8 protein-coding genes and 1 riboswitch are annotated in these 18,522 nt (G+C 71.4%); of the genes, 3 read left to right on the forward strand and 5 right to left on the reverse strand.

Features of this window, described 5'->3' with window-relative positions:
• Window positions 1-13 precede the first annotated feature (13 nt).
• A complete protein-coding gene (locus B9A95_RS24380; RefSeq protein WP_084049636.1) occupies window positions 14-1,384 on the forward strand; it encodes a glycosyltransferase family 2 protein in 1,371 nt (456 codons plus the stop codon).
• A gap of 72 nt (window positions 1,385-1,456) precedes the next feature.
• Here B9A95_RS24380 and B9A95_RS24385 read toward each other — a convergent pair whose 3' ends face one another.
• From B9A95_RS24385 to B9A95_RS24400, 4 genes are all read right to left on the reverse strand, one after another.
• Window positions 1,457-2,341 (reverse strand): bifunctional 5,10-methylenetetrahydrofolate dehydrogenase/5,10-methenyltetrahydrofolate cyclohydrolase, encoded by an 885-nt coding sequence (locus B9A95_RS24385; RefSeq protein WP_084049637.1) that lies wholly within the window; start codon window positions 2,339-2,341, stop codon window positions 1,457-1,459.
• Between the two features lie 65 nt (window positions 2,342-2,406).
• Window positions 2,407-3,951, reverse strand: a complete 1,545-nt coding sequence (gene purH, locus B9A95_RS24390; RefSeq protein WP_084049638.1) for a bifunctional phosphoribosylaminoimidazolecarboxamide formyltransferase/IMP cyclohydrolase — start codon at window positions 3,949-3,951, stop codon at window positions 2,407-2,409.
• Window positions 3,952-4,000: 49 nt separating this feature from the next.
• Window positions 4,001-4,086, reverse strand: a riboswitch (ZMP/ZTP riboswitch).
• Between the two features lie 27 nt (window positions 4,087-4,113).
• Window positions 4,114-4,518 (reverse strand): RidA family protein, encoded by a 405-nt coding sequence (locus B9A95_RS24395; protein WP_084049639.1) that lies wholly within the window; start codon window positions 4,516-4,518, stop codon window positions 4,114-4,116.
• Window positions 4,519-4,541: 23 nt separating this feature from the next.
• The gene (locus tag B9A95_RS24400; RefSeq protein WP_084049640.1) at window positions 4,542-5,102 is read right to left on the reverse strand and encodes a hypothetical protein; all 561 of its coding nucleotides are present in this window, start codon (window positions 5,100-5,102) and stop codon (window positions 4,542-4,544) included.
• A gap of 91 nt (window positions 5,103-5,193) precedes the next feature.
• Here B9A95_RS24400 and B9A95_RS24405 point away from each other — a divergent pair, with 91 nt between their 5' ends.
• Window positions 5,194-6,132 (forward strand): FRG domain-containing protein, encoded by a 939-nt coding sequence (locus B9A95_RS24405; protein ID WP_084049641.1) that lies wholly within the window; start codon window positions 5,194-5,196, stop codon window positions 6,130-6,132.
• Window positions 6,133-6,442: 310 nt separating this feature from the next.
• Here B9A95_RS24405 and B9A95_RS24410 read toward each other — a convergent pair whose 3' ends face one another.
• Entirely contained in the window at window positions 6,443-6,706 is a 264-nt protein-coding gene (locus B9A95_RS24410; RefSeq protein ID WP_084049642.1) for an acylphosphatase, read from the reverse strand.
• 170 nt (window positions 6,707-6,876) lie between these two features.
• Between B9A95_RS24410 and B9A95_RS24415 the strand changes: the two genes are divergently transcribed.
• The gene (locus B9A95_RS24415; RefSeq protein ID WP_084049643.1) at window positions 6,877-18,483 is read left to right on the forward strand and encodes a translocation/assembly module TamB domain-containing protein; all 11,607 of its coding nucleotides are present in this window, start codon (window positions 6,877-6,879) and stop codon (window positions 18,481-18,483) included.
• The last annotated feature ends 39 nt before the right edge of the window (window positions 18,484-18,522 follow it).

Below are 18,522 nucleotides of genomic sequence, written 5' to 3' on the forward strand. Positions count from 1 at the left end.
CCGAGGTAACCCTGTGAAGACGCTTTTTTCCGTTCTGGACCTGATCAGCCTTCTCCTCTTCGTCCTATACGCCACGCAGCAGGTGCTGAGTGCCCTACAGCGGCGTCCCAAACCGCCCGTCGCGGGGGAGGGCGCTCGCCTCACCTTCCTGATTCCAGCGCTCAACGAGGCGGGCGTGATTGGCCCCACGCTGGACAACCTGCGCCGCACCGTTCCCGGCGCCCGGCTGGTGGTGATCGACGACGCCAGCGACGACGGTACCGCCGAGATCGTGGCGGAGCTTGCCGCCCGTGACCCGCAGGTGCTGCTGCTGCGCCGGCACCTGCCAGGAGCCCGGCAGAACAAAAGCCGGGCGATGAAGTGGGCGGTCGAACACCTGCTGACTGCCGGGCCCCTGGCTGGGCGGGACCTGACGCAGGAAGTCCTGGTGGTGCTGGACGCCGACGGGCAGATTGGCCCCGACTTCGCGCCGCAGGTACGGGGCGCTTTTGCAGACCCCGACGTGATGGCGGCCCAGGGCTGGATGCGCTTTCGGCAGACGGGCGCGCCGGGTGGCTGGGCGGGGGTCTGGAGCCGGATGCTCCTGTTTCAGCAGGACCTGGAGACGTTTATCGTCGGCCGGATTCAGCGGTTGCGCGCGCTTGGACACACGGTGGCCCTGACGGGCAACGGCCAGTGCATGCGCGCGAGCTACGTGGCCGCGCAGCTCGCGCGGGGCGTGGACCCCTGGCCGGACGTGCTGCTCGAAGACTTCGCCAGCGCCCTGGAAGTTCGCCTGCATGACCCCCGCTGGAAAATTGCCCTGCTGACCGCCAAGGTCACGCAGCAGGGCATGGTGGCCTCCGGGCCGCTGATTCGCCAGCGGGCCCGCTGGACGCAGGGCGCGATGCAGTGTCTGCCCTACCTGCCCCGGTTGTGGCGTTCGCCGGCTCATCCTGTCACCCGGGTGGAGTTCAGCTACTTCATCCTCGCGCCGTGGCTGAACATGCTGCTGATCCTGTCGGTCCTCAGCCAGCCCGTGCGGCGGGTGCTGGGGGAGCAGGGCCTGGCATGGCCCACCTGGCTGGGCACCGTCTTCACCGTGCTGCCCCTCGCGCTGCAGCTCAACTGGGCGCTGCGATACCGCGCCGAGCGCGGGCTCTCGTGGTGGACGGTGCCCTACACCCTGCTTAGCCTGCCGGTGTACACGGCGGCACTCCTGAGCAGCACGTTCCTGGCCTACCGCAACCACTTCACTGGACGCCAGGGCTGGTACAAGAGCGTACGCCACGACGAGCCGGGAGGCCAGGAACTCTCGCCCCCCGAGGTTTCCTCGATACAACCCGACCCCCACCTGCGGGCCGCGCCGCAACGCTCGCGGACAGTGGCGAGTTCGGGAGACTGAGCGGAGCGCAGCGCAGAGGGCAGAAAGTGGGATCACCCCGGCTCTCTGCCCTCGTCTTTTGCCCCACCGGACCTATTCCACCGGCTCGCCGCGCTGGAGCCGCACCGCCCGCACGAGGTTCTGATACATCAGGGCGCTGGTCAGGGGACCGACGCCTCCGGGCACGGGGGTCTGCGCCCGCACCGGGAGGTCCGGCACCGCGTCGCCGACCACGCCGCCCTCCTCAGTGGCCTGGACGTTGATGCCCGCGTCAATGATCACGTGATGGGCCTGGACATGCTCCGGCCGCAGCAACCCGGCGCGGCCCACCGCCACGACCACCGCGTCCTGCCCGGCCAGCACCACCGCGAGGTCCCGGGTGTGCTCGTTGCACAGCGTAACCGTCACGCCCCGGTTGTTCAGCATGAAGGCGAGGGGACGGCCCACCGTGCGCCCGGGACCGATGATGGCGGCCCGCAGACCGCGCAAGTCGTCGCCCAACGCCTCCCGGAGCAGAAAGCGCACGCTGCGCGGCGTGGGCGGCAGCAGGGCCTCGGGTTCCCGGCCCGCTGCGATGAGGGCGAGGTTGGCGGGCGTGAGGCCCTCCACGTCCTTCCTCGGCGCAATGTGCAGCAGCGCGGCGTCGGCGTCAAGCCCGGCGGCGAGTGGCAATTCCAGCACGATGCCGTGAACATCCTCGTCGGCCGAGAGACGCTGCAACTCGGCGTGGAGCTCGTCTTGCGTCGTCCCGGTGCCCAGGTCCCGCACGGTGAAGCGCACTCCCAGCCGCCGCGCCCGCCGCGCCTTGCTCTCCACATACACGCGCGAGGCCGGGTCATGGGAGGCCAGCACGCTGACGAGATGCGGCTCAAAGCGTGGCTCCAGAGCGCTCCACCCCGTGAGTGCCTCCCGCACGCCGCGCGTCACCCCGTCGGCGAGGGGCTTGCCGGGCAAGGATTGAGGTTGTTGGTCTGCCATAGGTTCTCCAAGGAAAAGCCGGTGGCCGTTGGCTTTCGGCCTTTCAAACCAGCGGCCACCGGCTCCTAGTGCCGGAAGTGCCGTGAGCCCGTGAATACCATGCTCACGCCGAGTTCGTTGGCGGCGGCGATCACCTCGGGATCACGCTTGGCGCCGCCGGGTTGGAGGACGGCCGTCACGCCTGCGCTCGCCGCGAGGCGCACCACGTCATCAAAGGGGAAAAACGCCTCGGAGGTCAGCACCGCGCCGCGTGCCCGTTCGCCCGCATTGCCCACCGCACGCTCGGCGGCCCAGATGCGGCTCACGGCCCCGGCTCCCAGGCCCACAGTCACGCCGTTCCTTGCCAGAACCACCGCGTTGCTGCGGGCATGCTTGACCACCGCCCAGGCGAAGCGCAGGTCCAGCCACTCCTGCTCGGTGGGCTGGCGCTGGGTGACGACTTCTGGGCACAGGTCCTCCCAGGGGCGCGCGTCGCGGCGCTGCACGGCAAAACCGCCCGACAGCGGGCGCACGTCCAGGGTGCCGGTGTTGGCGTCCGGCGCAGCCGCCAGCACCCGTAGGTCCGGCTTCTTCGCCGCAAACCACTCCACCGCTTCGGGGGTTACGTCAGGCGCGATCAGGACTTCGAGGAAGGTCCCGCGCATGCTCTGGGCCGCCGCGAGGTCCACAGTGCGGCTGACCGCCACCACGCCACCGAAGACGCTGAGGGTGTCGGCGTCCCGGGCCTGTTCCCAGGCGGCCTGCACGTTGTCCGCCACCGCCACACCGCAGGGGTTGGCATGCTTGACGGCCACGCAGACGGCACGCGTGCCTGAGGGCTGGTCTTCCTGCATGGCCAGTTCTGAGGCGAGCGCCCAGGCGGCGTCCGCGTCGGCGTAGTTGTTGAAGCTCATGGGCTTTCCCGCCACCACGCGGGCGTCCAGCACCGGTCCGCGCTCTGAACCGAGACGGTACACCGCGCCGGGCTGGTGGGGGTTTTCACCGTAGCGAACAGAAGCCACACGCGAGAGGTTCAGGGTGAGGTGTTCGGGCAGCCCTTCCCCCGTTTCCCGCACGCCCTCCAGATGGGTGGTGATCGCCGCGTCGTACTCGCTGGTGTGGCGGTAGGCCTTTGCGGCGAGGCGGCGGCGGTCCGCCTGTGACACCTCGGGTTGGAGGGCCAGCGGATAGTCAGCGGGGTCCACGAGCACGAGCACGCCCGCGTGGTTCTTCGCCGCGGCGCGGATCATGGCCGGGCCGCCGATGTCGATGTTCTCGATGACTTCGGCAAAGTCCGCGCCGCGCGCCACCGTCTCCCGGAAGGGGTAGAGGTTGACGCACACGAGGTCAATGGTACCCAGGCTGTGCGCCGCGAGTTCGGCGAGGTGTCCCTCGTCGCGCCGGGCGAGGATGCCGCCGTGGATGGCGGGGTGCAGCGTCTTGACGCGCCCATCCAGAATCTCGGGAAAGCCGGTCACGTCGCTGACCGCCGTGGCCGCGATGCCCGCCGCGCGCAGGGTGGCAAGGGTGCCGCCCGTGCTCAGAACTTCCCAGCCCGCGCCCACGAGCGCCCGCGCGAAGTCCCCGATGCCCGCCTTGTCGCTGACCGAGATCAGTGCCCGTTTTGTCATGTCTGTGCCTCCTGCAAATGCGGACGCGCCCCTGCCTCTTCTGGCATGGTGCTCCGACCCAGGCGCGCGATCCGGGATGTGCTGGGGGCTTCCCCGTGGTCCGCTCCACGTTCAGCGCCAGTCGCCCCCGCCGCAGGCCAGCATACAGGGTGGGGCGCGGGACTACGGCCCCACGGCGATCGCCTCCACCTCCACCAGCAGTTCCGGCCGCACCAGCCGCGCCACCTGCACCGCGCTGCTTGCAGGCGGCGCGGCCACATCGACAAACTCGTCGCGCACCGCGCGCAGCTGGGGCAGGTGCGTCATATCGGTCAGGAAAAGGGTGAGCTTGACCACAGCACCGAAGGTCAGGCCCACTTCCGAGAGCGCCGCCCCGATGTTGCGGAAGACCTGCCGGGCCTGTGCGGTGAAGTCGCCCTCGCCCACCACCTGCCCGGCGGGGTCCACCGCGATCTGCCCGGAGAGGTAAATGGTGCGGCCTCCCCGGACCTCGGCGAGGTGGGAATAACCGGCAGCTTTGCCAAGGGCGGGCACGTTGACGAGGCGGATGGAAGGCGTGTCGCTCACGCCCTTATCCTCCGGCAAATCGGTCAGTTGCTGTTCCCCGAGCCGTCTGGCCCCGGATGAAGCAGGGCCGGGTCGGTCACCGGAGCCGTCTCTCCCGCCACCCCGATCACGCGGCGCAGTTCCTCCAGCACCGCGCGTTCCTTGTCGTTGACCTGCTCGCCGCCGAAGCCCAGGAAACCACCCTCTTTGGCGGCCTCGGCGGTGCGCTGCGCCACGGTCAGCAGCAGGCGGCGGTAGGCAGCCGCGTCCTCAGCGCTGGCCTTGCTGCTCACCAGCCACACGGCCTGACGCACGCCCTCCACGCTGCGGTCCCGGGCCTCATCCATGCTGCGCGTCCGCTCCTCTCGGGGCAGGGTTTTGGGATCGGGGGGTGTGCCCATCAGATCGGCGGCCATGGCCTCAAGCAGGGGCGTTCGGCCTGAGGCGCTGACCTGCTCGCGGAGAGCGGTGGCGATGGCCTGGGCCTCGGCCACGAGCCCAGTCACGCCGCTGGGGCTGGCGGCCACCACCGCCGCGCCCGCACGGCCTGGACCAGTCATGACCTTGAACCACTCGTCGGGGGTGAAGTTGTCCTTGACGCTCATGGGGGCACCTTAAGCCGGGCACCACGCCCTCCCCCATCAGCGTCCCTTCACCCTTCACCCTTCCGGGACCCCGCCTCCGTATCGTGAGCGCATGACGGCGGAGGGTGGAGCAGCGGAGGGCGAGAACGAGATCCGGGTGTCGTCGTGGCCCGAACTGCACGAGGTGCTGTACGGCGAGTCGTGGAACGCGCAACTGGGACGCTTTCGCTCGCCGTTCGTGTTCCGGGGGCAGGCGCGGGCGGACGCCAAGCTGACGACCACGTTGCAGCGGCTGGGGGGTGAAATCCGGGAGGTAGAGCGGCACCTCCTGCGCAACTTTCGCAAGTATGCCTACAAGAGCGGCGTGGACCGGGACCTGTCGTGGTACTGGCTGGCGGTGGGGCAGCACCACGGCCTGCCGACGCGGCTGCTCGACTGGACCTCCTCGCCCCTGGTGGCGATGCACTTCGCCACGGCCTCCGAGCGGCAATACGACGTGGACGGCGTGATCTGGATGGTGAACTTCGTGCAAACCAACGACAGCCTGCCCCAGCCGTTACAAGACGTGCTGCGGGCCGAGGGCGCAGACCTCTTTACCGTGGACATGCTCGCCGCGTACTCCCGGCAGTGGCAGCGTGAGGAAGGCGTGCCGCGCTCCACATTCGATCTGGACTGGCTGGAGAACCTGGAGCGGGAAGCCGAGCAGCCCTTCTTGCTGTTTCTGGAGCCGCCTTCCATCGACGAGCGGATCGTGCAGCAAGCGGCGCTGTTCTCACTGCTCTCCAACCCCGACACGGCGCTGGACGACTGGCTGGCGGACCATCCCGAGCGCTACCGCCGGGTGATCCTGCCCGCCGCCCTGAAGTGGGAAATCCGCGACAAGCTCGATCAGTCCAACATCACCGAGCGCACGCTCTTTCCCGGCCTGGAGGGCCTGGGCCAGTCGCTGAGCCGCTACTACCGCATCCGCGAAGGCGCGCTGGTCAACCCGGCCACGGCGGGAGCGCAGGAAGACCCTGAACCAGACCAGCCGCACAGCGACGCGCGCTGAGGCTCCGGGTCAGCGCAGCAGCACCGGCATGACGGCCAGGGTCAGAAGCGGCGTGAGCAGGATCATCAGCGGTATCCAGAGGGCGTCCTCCCGCTGAAGACGCCGCAGAAACCGGCGGGGCCGAACTTTCCGGAAGACCGCGAGGTTGGGGAATGCCGCCCCGTATGGTTCCCGGATCCTCCGGTCCGTCCCCTCCGCTCCGGTGCTTGCACGCCGCTCGGGTTGGTCCGTGACTGCATCACGGATGAACCGGAAGCTTATCAGGACGTTTCTTTGCCCTTTGCGCTCCGCCCGCTGCGCCGTGGGCCTCTCAATACACGTGAAAGTCCCGCAGGCCCGTCGCCTCGCTGTACTGGGTCTGCACCTCCTCGACCCGGGCGTGGGGTGGGCCGCGCTTCAGCCAGTGCAGCAGGCGGTCCAGGTCTTTCTGAGGCCCCTCGGCCACCACCTCCACCCGGCCGTCCAGGAGGTTCTCGGCGGTGCCGCTGAGGTTGAGGTCCCGGGCGTGGCGCTGCACGTAACGGCGGTAGCCCACGCCCTGAACTTTACCGACAACGAGAGCGGTCAGACGCATGGGCGCATGGTAACGGCTGCCTGCCTCGCGCCCTCCATTTCTGATGAACAGGTGAGCGTTTGCTTCGGCGCGTTCATGCGGCTCAGGGTAAAGTGGAGGAAGATGCCCGCCCGGCCCCTCCCATACGTGCTTTTCGCCGCTGTGCGCGTCCTTGCCTTCTCGGTGACGGAATGACCGATCTGCCGCTCACCCCCCCCTCTTCTCTCCCTCCCCGCCCACACCGTCGCCGCTGGCCCTGGGTGCTGCTGGTGCTGGCCGTTTTGCTGGGGCTGGCGACGTGGCTTGCCCCGACGCTGCTGGGCAAGTGGGCGCTGCGGCAGGTCAGCAGCGGGGGCACGCAGGTGACGGCACAGGGCGTGGGCGGCCCCCTGTGGGCCCCCAGCCTACGGGGCGCGCAGGTGCAGCTTCCCGGTCTGGAGGCCAGAGCCGGGCAGGCGGAGGTGCAGATCACCGGCGTGGACCTCAAAAACAAGGTGGTCCGGCTGCGGGCCAGCGTGAAGGACGCGGACATCAACCTGCGCTTGAAAGACCTCCTGGCGGGAAAGAAAGGTCCAGCGAAACCCGTCGGCCCCGGCTGGAAAGTGGTGCTGGACGGGCTGGATGTGGGCAACACGCGGGTAAAGGTGGACGGCTCCGGAGCCAACATTCCCGACGGACAGTTTCAGGTGAAGCCGGGCAAGGATGGAGCGCTGGCCGTGCGGGGCCACACGGGGAACGGGGACCTGAACGCCGACGTGACCGTGCGGCAGACCCCGGCAGGCAACGCCTTCGGCCTGAACCTCAATGCCGACGCGCGGGTGCTGAACCACTACTGGCCTGGCGTGACGGGCGGGCGTATCACGGGGCACTATGACCTGGGCGGCGGCCAGCCCATCCGTGGCGACCTGAAGATTACGGGCGGCGCACTGCGCGTGCCACAGGCCAAATTCGTGATGGTGCAGGACGTCTCGGGTACCGCCACCCACCGGGGCGACAAGATCGCGCTGGCGCTCCGCGGCCAGGGCTGGAACGGCCCGGTCACCACGCGCGGAGGCGTGGACCTGAAGGCGAAGAACTGGACGGTGACGGCGGACGCGGCCCCCGGTATGGCGGGCCTGGCGAAGGCGCTGGGGACGGCGGGCAGCGGCCAGCTGAAGCTGCGCGTCACGGCGGGTGGCTGGAGCACGGTGCGCGCCAAGGCCTACGGCAAGGGGACGGGCAAACTCGCGGGCGTGCCCTTCGAAGACCTGAAGGCCGAATACACCTTCCTCAGCCGCGACGCCCAGGCCAGCGGCGCCGGGCAGACGAATGACCTCGCCTTCAGCGCACGGACGGCCCTGTCGGGCAACCAGAAGCTGAGTGGCCGCTGGGCCCTGGGGCGTGGGGGACTGGCCCGCTGGGAGGGCACCTTCGCCCAGAAGCCGCTGGATGTGCGGGCGAATATTGACGCGGAGAATCGCCTGACCCTGCGGGGTCAGGGCCTGGGCGGACCGCTGGCAGGGACCTTCAACCTCAAGGACCAGCGCCTCGCCGCCACCCTCAACCCCACCTTCGGGGCCGCGAAGGCACGGGTGGCCCTGAGCGGCAAACCCAGTGACCTGCGGGCCACGATCACGAATGGCAGCGCTGGGCCCTTCGCCCTCGCCGGAAACGCGCAGCTGAACAAGGAGGGGCTGAAGGCAGACCTGGGCAACGTGGTGCTGGACCTGGACCGCAACTTCCGGGGCGACTGGGCAGTGCGGAGCCTGACGGGCGCGGGCGTAACGCTGGGCGGGCAGGGCCAGCTGGACCTGACGGGCGGCGACGTGCGCGGTACGGTGACGGCGCGGGTGCCGGGCCTGCCCGAATCCCTTACCGGGCCGCTGACCCTGAATTACCTGCGGCAGCAGGGCACCTTCGCGCCCGGAGATCAGCGCCTGACCTGGCGGGGCGAGAACTTTAGCGTGACCGCCCGAAATCTGGCGGTGGCGGGCGGCGTACGCGTCAGCGGCGACATGACGGTGAACAACCGCCTCAAGGCCACTGGCACGCTGACGGCGCGGGGGAGCGGCTTTGACGTGAGGGCCACCGGCGTGGGCGACGCGCTGCGGTTGCGCGGCGCGGCCAACGGCGTGACGGTGCTGGCTGACACGGCCCTCGCGCCCGGCTTGCGCACCACAGCGCGCGTGCAGGGCGCGGACATCCGGGGCGTACTGCGCGTGGAAGACGGCCTGCGCTTCACCCTGACCACCCGTGGGCAGACGGCCCGGGGTGTCCTGAAGGGCCAGGACTGGGACGCCACGGGGCGCGTCGACCTGGCCGCCCTGCAGCCCCTGCTCGGCGTACAGGACCTGGGCGGGACGGTAGACCTCAACCTCGCCGGACTGGGCGGCACGGCGCGCGTGAATGCCCGCGCGGCAGGCGCGGCCGTGCGCGGGACCCTGACGCGGGCGGCAGGCCAGATTGGCGCAGACCTGACGGGCACCTACGCCGGAGCGCGGGCGGTCCTCGCCGGACGGGTGTATCCCAATGTGCAGGCCCGGGGCCGCGCCTCCTGGCAGGGACAGACGCTGAACGCGGCGCTGAGCGGGGGGTACGGCAACCTGCGGGCCCGCCTGACCGGGCAGACCGGGGACCTCGCCTTTTCGGGCGTCACGGTGCCGGGACAGGCGGTGGACCTGGCCGCCACCCTCACGCCCCAGCTGACGGCGAGCGGCACCTGGGGTGACCTGAAGGTGCGCTACGACGCGGGCACGGAGCTGGCCAGCGTGTCGGGCGCGCAGGCGCTGACCGCCTTTGGGCAGGCCGGGCGGGTGCAGGGCCAGGCGACGTGGGGACCTGGCTTCAGGGGAACGGTCAATGCCCGGGGCGCCCTGGATCAGTACACGGTGGCGCTGCGCGGCCCGTGGCAGGACCTGAACGTGCTCCTCACCGACGCCGAGGGCCTGCGGGCGACAGGCCGGGCAGCGCTCCCCGCCGGACGCTACGACCTGAATGTGCGCGGGCCCGTCGCCGGACTGTTCGTGGACGGACGGGTTCAGGGCAGCGGCCTGTCGCCGCGCGGTACGGTCAACGTGTTTGACGGCGCGGGAGGCAGCGCCCGCGTAACCCTGCGCGGCTTTTCCGACCTCGCCGTGAAGGCGCGCGGATTGACGCTGGCCGGGCAGCGGGTCCAGGGGGACCTCACGGCGCGCGGCGGGCAGCTGAACGGCAACCTGACCGCCGGGCCGCTGCGGCTGACCGCCACGAACGGCCAGGTCCGCACGTCGGGCACCTTCGCGGACCATACGGTCACGGCCACCGGACGCCTGAAACTGCCGGCGACGCTGGAGGACCTGCGGGTCAACGTGGCCGGGCCGTACCTCACCGCGCAGGCGGCGGGCGGCGTGGCGAACCTGCGCGGCACCGTGCGGCTGCGGCCTCAGAACCTCGGCTCGGGTCAGGGCCGCGTGACCGTTCCGGCGCAGACCTTCCCCCTGAGCGCCTCGCTGACGGGCGGACGGGCCCGGGTGGGCGACCTGACCTACGCGGGTGGCCGCTGGAGCGGGGGGCTGAACCTGAACTACGCCCTCGCCGCCCGCCGGGGCACTGTGCGGCTGGTGGGCGAAGGCCGTGGGCTGGCCGCCGTGCCCTTCGGCCCTGTGGCCGGGCGCGTGACGCTGCTGCCTGCGCTGGGCGGCACGCTGAGTACGGACCTCGCCGCCGCCCTGCCGCTGCTGCCTGCCCAGGTTCGGACCCAGGTGGAGCCCGGGCAACTCGTGGCGACGCTGACGCCCAAGGGCGCGGCCCTGACCACGCGGGGCACCCGCTACCTGGGCCAGCCCCTCACCCTGGACGCGCGGGCGAACTGGGCCCGGGGCATAACGGCAACGGGCATCCTGACGCACCCGGACCTGCGCCTGCCCGTGCGGTACGACGGCAAAAACTTGACCCTGCGTGGAGCAAGGCTGGACGCACGCGCCCTGCGGCCCTTCGTGGACGCGAGCGGCACCGTCACGGCGGACCTCACCCTTCCTGGCCTGGACCTGAAGCGGGCGAGTGGACGGGCACGACTTGACCTCGTCGCCGCCGGACAACCCGCACAGGGAACGCTGAGCCTCATCAACGGCCAGTTGAACGGCAAGTTGCGCGCCGGTCCCCTCGGTCTCGCCGTGCAGGAAGGCCGCCTACACGCCAGGGGCGAACTGGCGGGCCACACCCTCGACGCCACCGGACGCCTCACCGGGCTGACCCGGCTCGATCAACTCCTTGTCAACGTGACTGGACCGTACCTCTCCGCCAAGGCCACGGGGGACCTCGCCCGCCTGACCGGGACCCTGCGCGTCAAAGGGCAGACTTTCGGTTCAGGAACCACCCTGACGCGCGTTCCAGCGCGGAGCTTTCTCCTGACGGCAGCCCCCTCACGGGGCGCGGTTCAGGTGGACGATCTGATTTACGCGGGGGGACGCTGGAGCGGAGACCTGCGGCTGCCGTACGCGGTGGCCGGACGCGGTGGCGTCTTGCGCGTGGTGGGTGGCGGCAAGACCCTCTCGGCGCTGCCCTCCGGTCCACTGGGAGGCCGCCTGAACCTGCTGCCCGCGCTGGGCGGCACGCTGACGGCCAACCTGACGCCCCTCCTCACCGCCCTGCCGCAGAACGTGCGGGGCGAACTTGTGCCCGGCCAGCTCACCGCGCAGGTGCGTGAGGGGGGAGCCGTCCTGGGCAACCGGGGCGCCCTCTATCAGGGGCGTCCGCTGAAGCTGACGGGCCGCGTGAACTGGCAGGGCGGGGTCACGGCCGCAGCCGAACTGACGCACCCGGACCTGCGCCTGCCCGTGCGGTACGACGGCAAAAACTTGACCCTGCGTGGAGCAAGGCTGGACGCACGCGCCCTGCGGCCCTTCGTGGACGCGAGCGGCACCGTCACGGCGGACCTCACCCTTCCTGGCCTGGACCTGAAGCGGGCGAGTGGACGGGCACGACTTGACCTCGTCGCCGCCGGACAACCCGCACAGGGAACGCTGAGCCTCATCAACGGCCAGTTGAACGGCAAGTTGCGCGCCGGTCCCCTCGGTCTTGCCGTGCAGGAAGGCCGCCTACACGCCACGGGCGAACTGGCGGGCCACACCCTCGACGCCACCGGACGCCTCACCGGGCTGACCCGGCTCGATCAACTCCTTGTCAACGTGACTGGACCGTACCTCTCCGCGAGTGCGAGTGGAAGTCTGGAGCGGCTCCAGGGGACTGTGCGGGTCAAGGGCCAGACCTTCGGCTCCGGCGATCTGCGCGCCAGCCTTCCCACCCAGACGCTGTCCGTGACCGCCCGGCCCACACGCGGTGAGGTGCGCCTGGGCGGCCTGACCTACAGGGGGGGACGCTGGAACGGCGCGGCAAACTTGCGTTATGCGCTTGGAGAACACAGCGGAACCCTGCGGGTGGCGGGTGGCGGCAAGGCGCTGGCGGCCCTGCCCTCCGGCCCGCTGGACGGGCGCGTGAACCTGCTGCCTGCCCTGGGCGGCACGGTGGCGGGGGAGCTCTCCCCCTTCCTGGGCGCGCTGCCGGGCAGTGTTCATCAGGCGCTGGTCGCCGGACGGTTGAGTGCCCGGGTGGGTGCGGACGGAGCCGCGCTGGAAACCGTGGGGGCCCGTTATCTCGACTCTCCCCTGAGCCTCACCGGGCAGGTGCGCTGGCGCGGGGGCGTGACGGCCTCGGCCCTGCTGACCCACCCGGGCACCCGAATCCCCATCCGGTACGACGGGCGTAACCTGACGGTGGTGGGCGCGGTGGTGGACGCGCGGGCGCTGCGCCCTGTGGTGGAGGCCGCGGGCCGGATTACAGCGGACCTGACCGTGCCGGGGCTGGACTTCGCGCGGGCGCAGGGCCAGGCGGCGGTCAACCTCTCGGCCCCGTCTGGACAACGCGCGGTGGGGCGCGTGACCCTGGCAAGCGGACAACTCAGCGCCAACGTCACGAGTAACCTTGCGGGGCAGGAGGTGGTGGTGCGCGGGCCGCTCTATCCCAGCGCCAACGCGGTACTGACCCTGGGCGACGTGCGGGGTACCCTGACGGGCGACGCGGCGAAGACGCTGACCCTACGGGCCACCGGAACGTACCAGGACCGTGCCCTGGACCTCACGGCCGTGGGACGCGCCCTGACCGGGCCGGACGGAACAGCGGACGTGAGCGGTCAGTACGCGGGGGCGAGGGTGTCCCTGAACCTCAACCGCGTCGGCAGCGACTGGGGGGTGAGCGGCAACGTGAACGCCCCGGACCTCCAGCCGCTCGCGGGCACGGTGGGGAACCTCAGCGCTACGCTCAGCGGGACGCTGCGTGACCTGCGCCTGAACTTGAGCGGTGAGGCGGCGGGCGTGGCCTTTCGCGCTCCGGCCAGCTATGCGAATGGGGTGCTGCGCCTGCGCGACGCCACGGCCACCCTGCCGGGAACCCTGGGCCAGGCGCGGGCGAGCGGCCCGGTCTTCCCCACCCTGAACCTCAGCGCGCGGGCCAGCCTGAACGAAGGCGTGCCGGGCACCTACACCGTGCAGGCGCTCGGTTCTCTGAGCAAGCCTGACGTGCGCGCTCAGGGCAGGCTGACGGGTGCAGCGGGAGGCTTGCAGGTGGCGGGGGCCCGGCTCTCGGCCCGCCTGCTGGGGCGCGACTGGAAGGTCAACCTGACGGGCGAGGCGCTGGCGGGCTTCCTGCGCGGCACATTGAACGCGGGCCCACTCGGCGGCTTGCAAGACAGCCGCCTGACCCTCCACGCACCGCTCGTCTCGGGCAAAACGCGGGTGCGGCTCGACGGGGTGACGGGCTGGAACGTCCGGACGGGCTGGCTTGGGCTGCTGCAGGCCACCGGTAGCGTGCCCGGCGGCGCGCTGGACGCCACCCTGCGCGGTGCGGGTCCCCTCGCTCTCGTGGGCCGCATCGGGCCGGCGCGGGTCACGGGCAACTTCCCCGCCGATCTGCCCCTCAAGCCGGGCGGGACGCTGGACCTCACCGCGCTGGACATGGGGGCGCTGTGGGGCCGGGCGGAACAGCTCCGTGCCACAGGCCGGGCCACGCTGGCCGGGACAAGCTGGAGCAAGCCCGAAGTCGGCTTCGCGGGCCGACTGGACGACACCGGCGGGGACCTGGGCGGCGACATCACGGCGAGTTACCGCGCGGGCGACGTGGCTGTGCGCCTCGCGGGGCAGCAGGTATCTGGCGACGCGGCGCTGCATGCCGGGCGCTTTGACGCCCACCTGCGCGCAAGCAGCGTGCGGGCCGCGCGGCTGCTGCCCCCGGCGTGGAAGGTGGACAGCCTGACCTTCGCGGGCCGCGTTCAGGCCTCGGGCACCCTCACGAGAGGCCTGGAGCGGGTGGAGGCGCGGACCCTCGCCCTGCGCGGACAGCAGGCGGCAGCGGGTCCCTTCAGCCTGTACGGGCAGGCCACCTTCCTACGCAGGGCAGGGCAGCCGGACGTGCTGGAGACGGAGCTCTCGGGCAGCTTGCGCGGCGGGGTGCTGAAGGCGGTGGGCGCATTGCCCTCTGGCGTTCGCATCACCGCCCAGAACGTGGACGCCCGCGCGCTTGGAGCAGGCACCGTGGGCACGGACCTGACCCTGACCGGAGCGCTGGAAAACCTGCTCGTGGCAGGCCACGCCTCGGTGGACGCGCGGGACTTTGGCGCGCGCGTCACCCTCTCTGGCCCGGTCCGCGACGCCCGAGCCAACGCCCGCCTGACCCTCAAGGGCGTGGGCGGCAGCGGTACCCTGTACGCCGAGGCCGAGCGGCTGGACCTGAATGCGGGCACGGTGCAGGCGCACGTGTACGGCACGGCGCAGCAGACAGGCAACAAGGTGGACCTGGACCTGCGCGGCGCGTGGCCCCGGCTCAGCGGTCAGGCCAGCGTGACGCTCCCCTCTGTGCCAAACCCTGTGACGCTGAGCGGCGACGGCGCAGGTGGGTACACCTTGAACGCCGGAACGCTGGGCGGGGGCCAGTTCTCGCTGGCGCGCGGCCAGGGTTTCATTCCCACCCTCGCCGGAGCGCTGCGCCTCACGCCGCTGCCCCTGGCGAAGGGCACGGGCGAGGCGGCGGTGGACGTGGGGCTCTCGGGCACGCTGACCGCACCGCGTCTGAGCGGCACGCTGAGCACCCGAAAGGCTGAAGTGGGTGGAGTGGCGCTCGCGGACACGGCGGGCACCTTCGCCGGAAGCCCGAGCGAACTGCGCGCCACGTTGACCCAGTCGGGCGCAGTGGTGGCGTCTCTGGAAGGCCAGACCCTCACGCTCAACGGCCTGACGACCACGGCGGCGGGCAGCACGGTCCAGGCCTCGGGCAAAGCCAAGTTCAGCGGCCTGAGCGACGTAACCCTCACGGCCAGCGGCGCGGTGGAGGGCACGGTGCGGGCGACCTATCAGGCCGGAGCGCTTACCGCCCGGGGCAACGTCGGGACGCAGGGCGTAAAGGCGGCGCTCGACGTGGCGGCCGATCCCTTCACCGGCTGGCGGGGCACGGCGCGGGTGACGGGCGGACCGTCCGGCGTGCTGACCCAGGCCGCCGATCTGAAGCTCTCGGGCCCCTACGCCCACCCGCTCGTGACGGGCGAGGCGGGCCTGCTGGGCGCGGGCGCGCGGCTGGTGGCAAATGCGGACGGCGCGCAACTGCGGCTGGTGGACGGCCCCGGGGCGAGCGCGGGCGGCGTGCTGGAACTGCGTCCGGCCCTGACAGGAACGGGCGAGAGCGGCTGGCGCTGGTTGGGCACAGCGGCGGTCACCCGGCCGGAGCTCAGCCTCAGCGTCACGCCCACCGGTCCCCTCGCCGACCCCAACCTGACGCTGAGCCTGCGCCGCGGCGAGTGGCGCGCGGCGGGCACGGCTTCCCTGCGCGCGGCGGACCTGGACGTGACCGACGGCCAGGCTGCCGGGCGCCTCACCTGGAACGCGAACACCCTCAGTGTCCGCCTGCCCGGCCTGGACCTCGCCCGTCTGGACCTCGCCAATGTCACCGGCCGGATCGATGCCACGGGCGAGGTAGACACGCGCAGCGGCAACGGCCGCGTCACAGGGCGGGTCACGGACGTGGCCACCGGTTATGAGGTTCCCTACCTGGACCTCGCCGTGAACGGCGACGTAAACGCCGACGTGACGCTGACGGGCGGCAAGGCGCGTGTGCAGGCCACCGCCGCGCTGCCCGCCGGAACAGTCACCCTCAATGCCACCCAGGGCGAGAAGAGCTGGACCGGGAACCTCACCGGAACGCTGACGCGGGAAGGCGGCACGTTGACGGCGAACGTGACTTCGGGTGGGACGGGCCTGACCGGTACGGTAACGGCCGCAAACTACCCCCTGAAGGCGGGTGGGCAAGAGGCACGCCTGGCGGGCACCTTCACCCTGAAGGGCCAGAGCTTCGGCGCGGCCCTGACGGCGGCAAACGGTATGGGCGAGGCCCAGCTAACGGGTGAGGGCGGCCTGGCGGACCTGCTGCCCGCGCTGGCCAATATGACCGCCGTGCGCCCCACCGAGCAGGGCTACCGCCTGCGCGCCCTCATCGACGACTTCGACCTCGCCCGCCTGAAGCTCGCGCCCGGGGTCTCGGGACTCGTGAACGGTGAGGCCACCATCCGGGACGGCGGTGGTACCGTCGTGATCACGAGTCCGGGGCTGCGCGTCGGGCAGGAGCAGCTCGGCGCGCGGGTGGAAGGCACCCTCGTCGGCGGCGACTGGAGGCTGCGCGGCTTCCTGGGCAACTCCGAATTCTTCGCGGCGCTGACGGGAGGCACCCTCAGCGGGCGCGGCACCCTGCAGGCGCTGCCCGTCGGGGCGCTGGCAGGAGCCGTGACCGGCACAGCGGTGGGCGAGGGGGTGGTCACGGGCGTGGCGCGCTTCACCCTGCCGCTTGCCGATCCGCTCGCGGGCAGCGCGACGGTGGTGGCCGAGCGCATCCGCGTGACGGCGACGCCGAGCGTGGCCGGGCCCGGCCCGGCCGGCGGCGCGGGGAGCAACACCGCCGCGAACGCTCCCGAGACGCTGACGGGCACAGGCACCCTGGACTATGCGGGCCGCGAGTTGCGCAACGTGAGCATCCAGCTCGCGGGCGCGGGCACCTGGGATATTCGCGGCGGCTACACGCACAAGCGCGTGGACCTGACTGCCCGGTTTGCAGACACCACGTTCACGCCCGTGCTGCGCCTCATCCCGGGCCTCGCCGAGCTGACCCCCAGCCTGCGCGGCAGCGTGACGCTGACGGCGGCAGGCACCTACGAGCGCCCCCGCGCCCTGCTGCGGGCGCAGAACCTCGTGGGCAGCCTGGCCGGCCTGAGCCTGCAGGTTCCCACATTCTCGGGCGATCTACCGGACACCGGAGCCTTTACTGCGGGCGGACGCATCCTGACGGGCGGCACGGTGGGCAGCGACGGCACCCTGGAGGCGCGCGGGCAGCTGACCCTGGGCAAACTCTCGGGCACCCGCGTGGCCTTTACCGGGCTGCTCGCGCCGCAGGCCCTGGGCGCGCTGCCGAACTCCACCGTCGCCGTCAACCAGTCTGGGAACCGTTGGCTGCTGGACGCCCGCAGCCGAACGGGGACCGGCACCCTGACGGTCACGGGCGCGGTGGTCCCACGGCTTGACCTCACCCTCGCCGCGCGGGGCTACAACCTGCCCCTCGCCGCGATCTACGCCCGCGAGAGCGTCCTGAACGCGGACCTGCGTGCGGTGGACGACGGCACCCTGGTGCGCGTGAGCGGCGGGCTGAACTTCTTGCGCCTGACGCTGGGCCGCACAAACGCCGTTGCCACCATTCCCGCACCCGGCCAGAGCGGCGGCGGGGCCGGGAACGGGGCCGGGCGCACCACCGACGACTTCGCCAGCCCGCTGCCCATGCAGTACACGGCGTTCCCCAAACCGCAGACGGACGGCACGGCGCAAACGCCGGCCCTGCCCTTCCTCCAGCGCGTCGTGTTCGAAGACGTCCCCATCCAGGCCCCTGGCGGCATCCGGGTGGACGAGGCCCTCGCCCGCGCCGAATTCACCGGCAACCTGGTGCTGTCGGGCACCGGGGCCAAGCCCAGCCTGCGCGGCAACGTGACCGCCCAGCGCGGGGCCCTCTTCCTGCGCGAGAACGAGTTCGCCCTGCGGACGGGCCTGGTGGCCTTCTCGGGCGAGGGCGTTCTGCCCACCTTCACGGTGGTGGCGGCGGGCACGGTGCCCTCGGCCACCACTGGGCAGCGCGTGCCCGTGACGGTGGACGTGCGCGGCGTATTTCAGCCGCAACCAACGGGCGAGAACGTGCTGAGCCTCAAGACCACCCTGGGCTGCGGGACGGAGGTGGGCGACGCCTGCACGGACCCCAACACGGGCAACCGCTACACCGAAGCGCAGCTGTACGCCCTCGTTGCCACCGGCGTGCCGGACCTGCAGACCCTGCCCGCCAACCTCACGGCCCTGGGGACCAGCGCGCTGCAAACGGCCCTGAACGTCTTTATCCTCGGTGAGCTGGAGCGCAACGTGGCCCGCGCGCTGGGCCTGGACGTGTTCCGCTTCACGCCCAACCTCGCCACCGGGGACGGCTCTCTGGGCGCGACGCTGACGGTGGGGTCCTACCTGACGCGCGAGCTGTACCTGCAGTACCAGGTGGACCTGACCGGCCAGGGCCTGATCGACGCGACGTACAACACCCCCGATGGCCGCGTGACCTTTAAGGTCAGCACGCCCCTGACGGGACTGAACCTCCAGTCGGTCCGCCCGAGCTTCAGCGCAGCCTACAACTTCGACCGCCGCACCAGCGTCAGTTTGGGCGTGCAGAACGACCCCGAAAGCACGAAGGTCCGGTTCGGGATCACGTACCGGCTGTTTCGGTAGCGGAGAGCGGTCCGCGCCACCGAGGAGCGCCCCGGCCTG

The sequence above is a fragment of the Deinococcus hopiensis KR-140 genome (assembly GCF_900176165.1).
GTDB classification, from domain to species: Bacteria; Deinococcota; Deinococci; order Deinococcales; family Deinococcaceae; genus Deinococcus; species Deinococcus hopiensis.

What these genes read in the sequence shown, in the direction of transcription:
- B9A95_RS24385 (WP_084049637.1), bottom strand. Translation starts at nt 2,341, where the DNA reads ATGGCAGACCAACAACCTCAATCCTTGCCCGGCAAGCCCCTCGCCGAC.
- purH (WP_084049638.1), bottom strand. Translation starts at nt 3,951, where the DNA reads ATGACAAAACGGGCACTGATCTCGGTCAGCGACAAGGCGGGCATCGGG.
- B9A95_RS24400 (WP_084049640.1), bottom strand. Translation starts at nt 5,102, where the DNA reads ATGAGCGTCAAGGACAACTTCACCCCCGACGAGTGGTTCAAGGTCATG.
- B9A95_RS24405 (WP_084049641.1), top strand. Translation starts at nt 5,194, where the DNA reads ATGACGGCGGAGGGTGGAGCAGCGGAGGGCGAGAACGAGATCCGGGTG.
- B9A95_RS24410 (WP_084049642.1), bottom strand. Translation starts at nt 6,706, where the DNA reads ATGCGTCTGACCGCTCTCGTTGTCGGTAAAGTTCAGGGCGTGGGCTAC.
- B9A95_RS24415 (WP_084049643.1), top strand. Translation starts at nt 6,877, where the DNA reads ATGACCGATCTGCCGCTCACCCCCCCCTCTTCTCTCCCTCCCCGCCCA.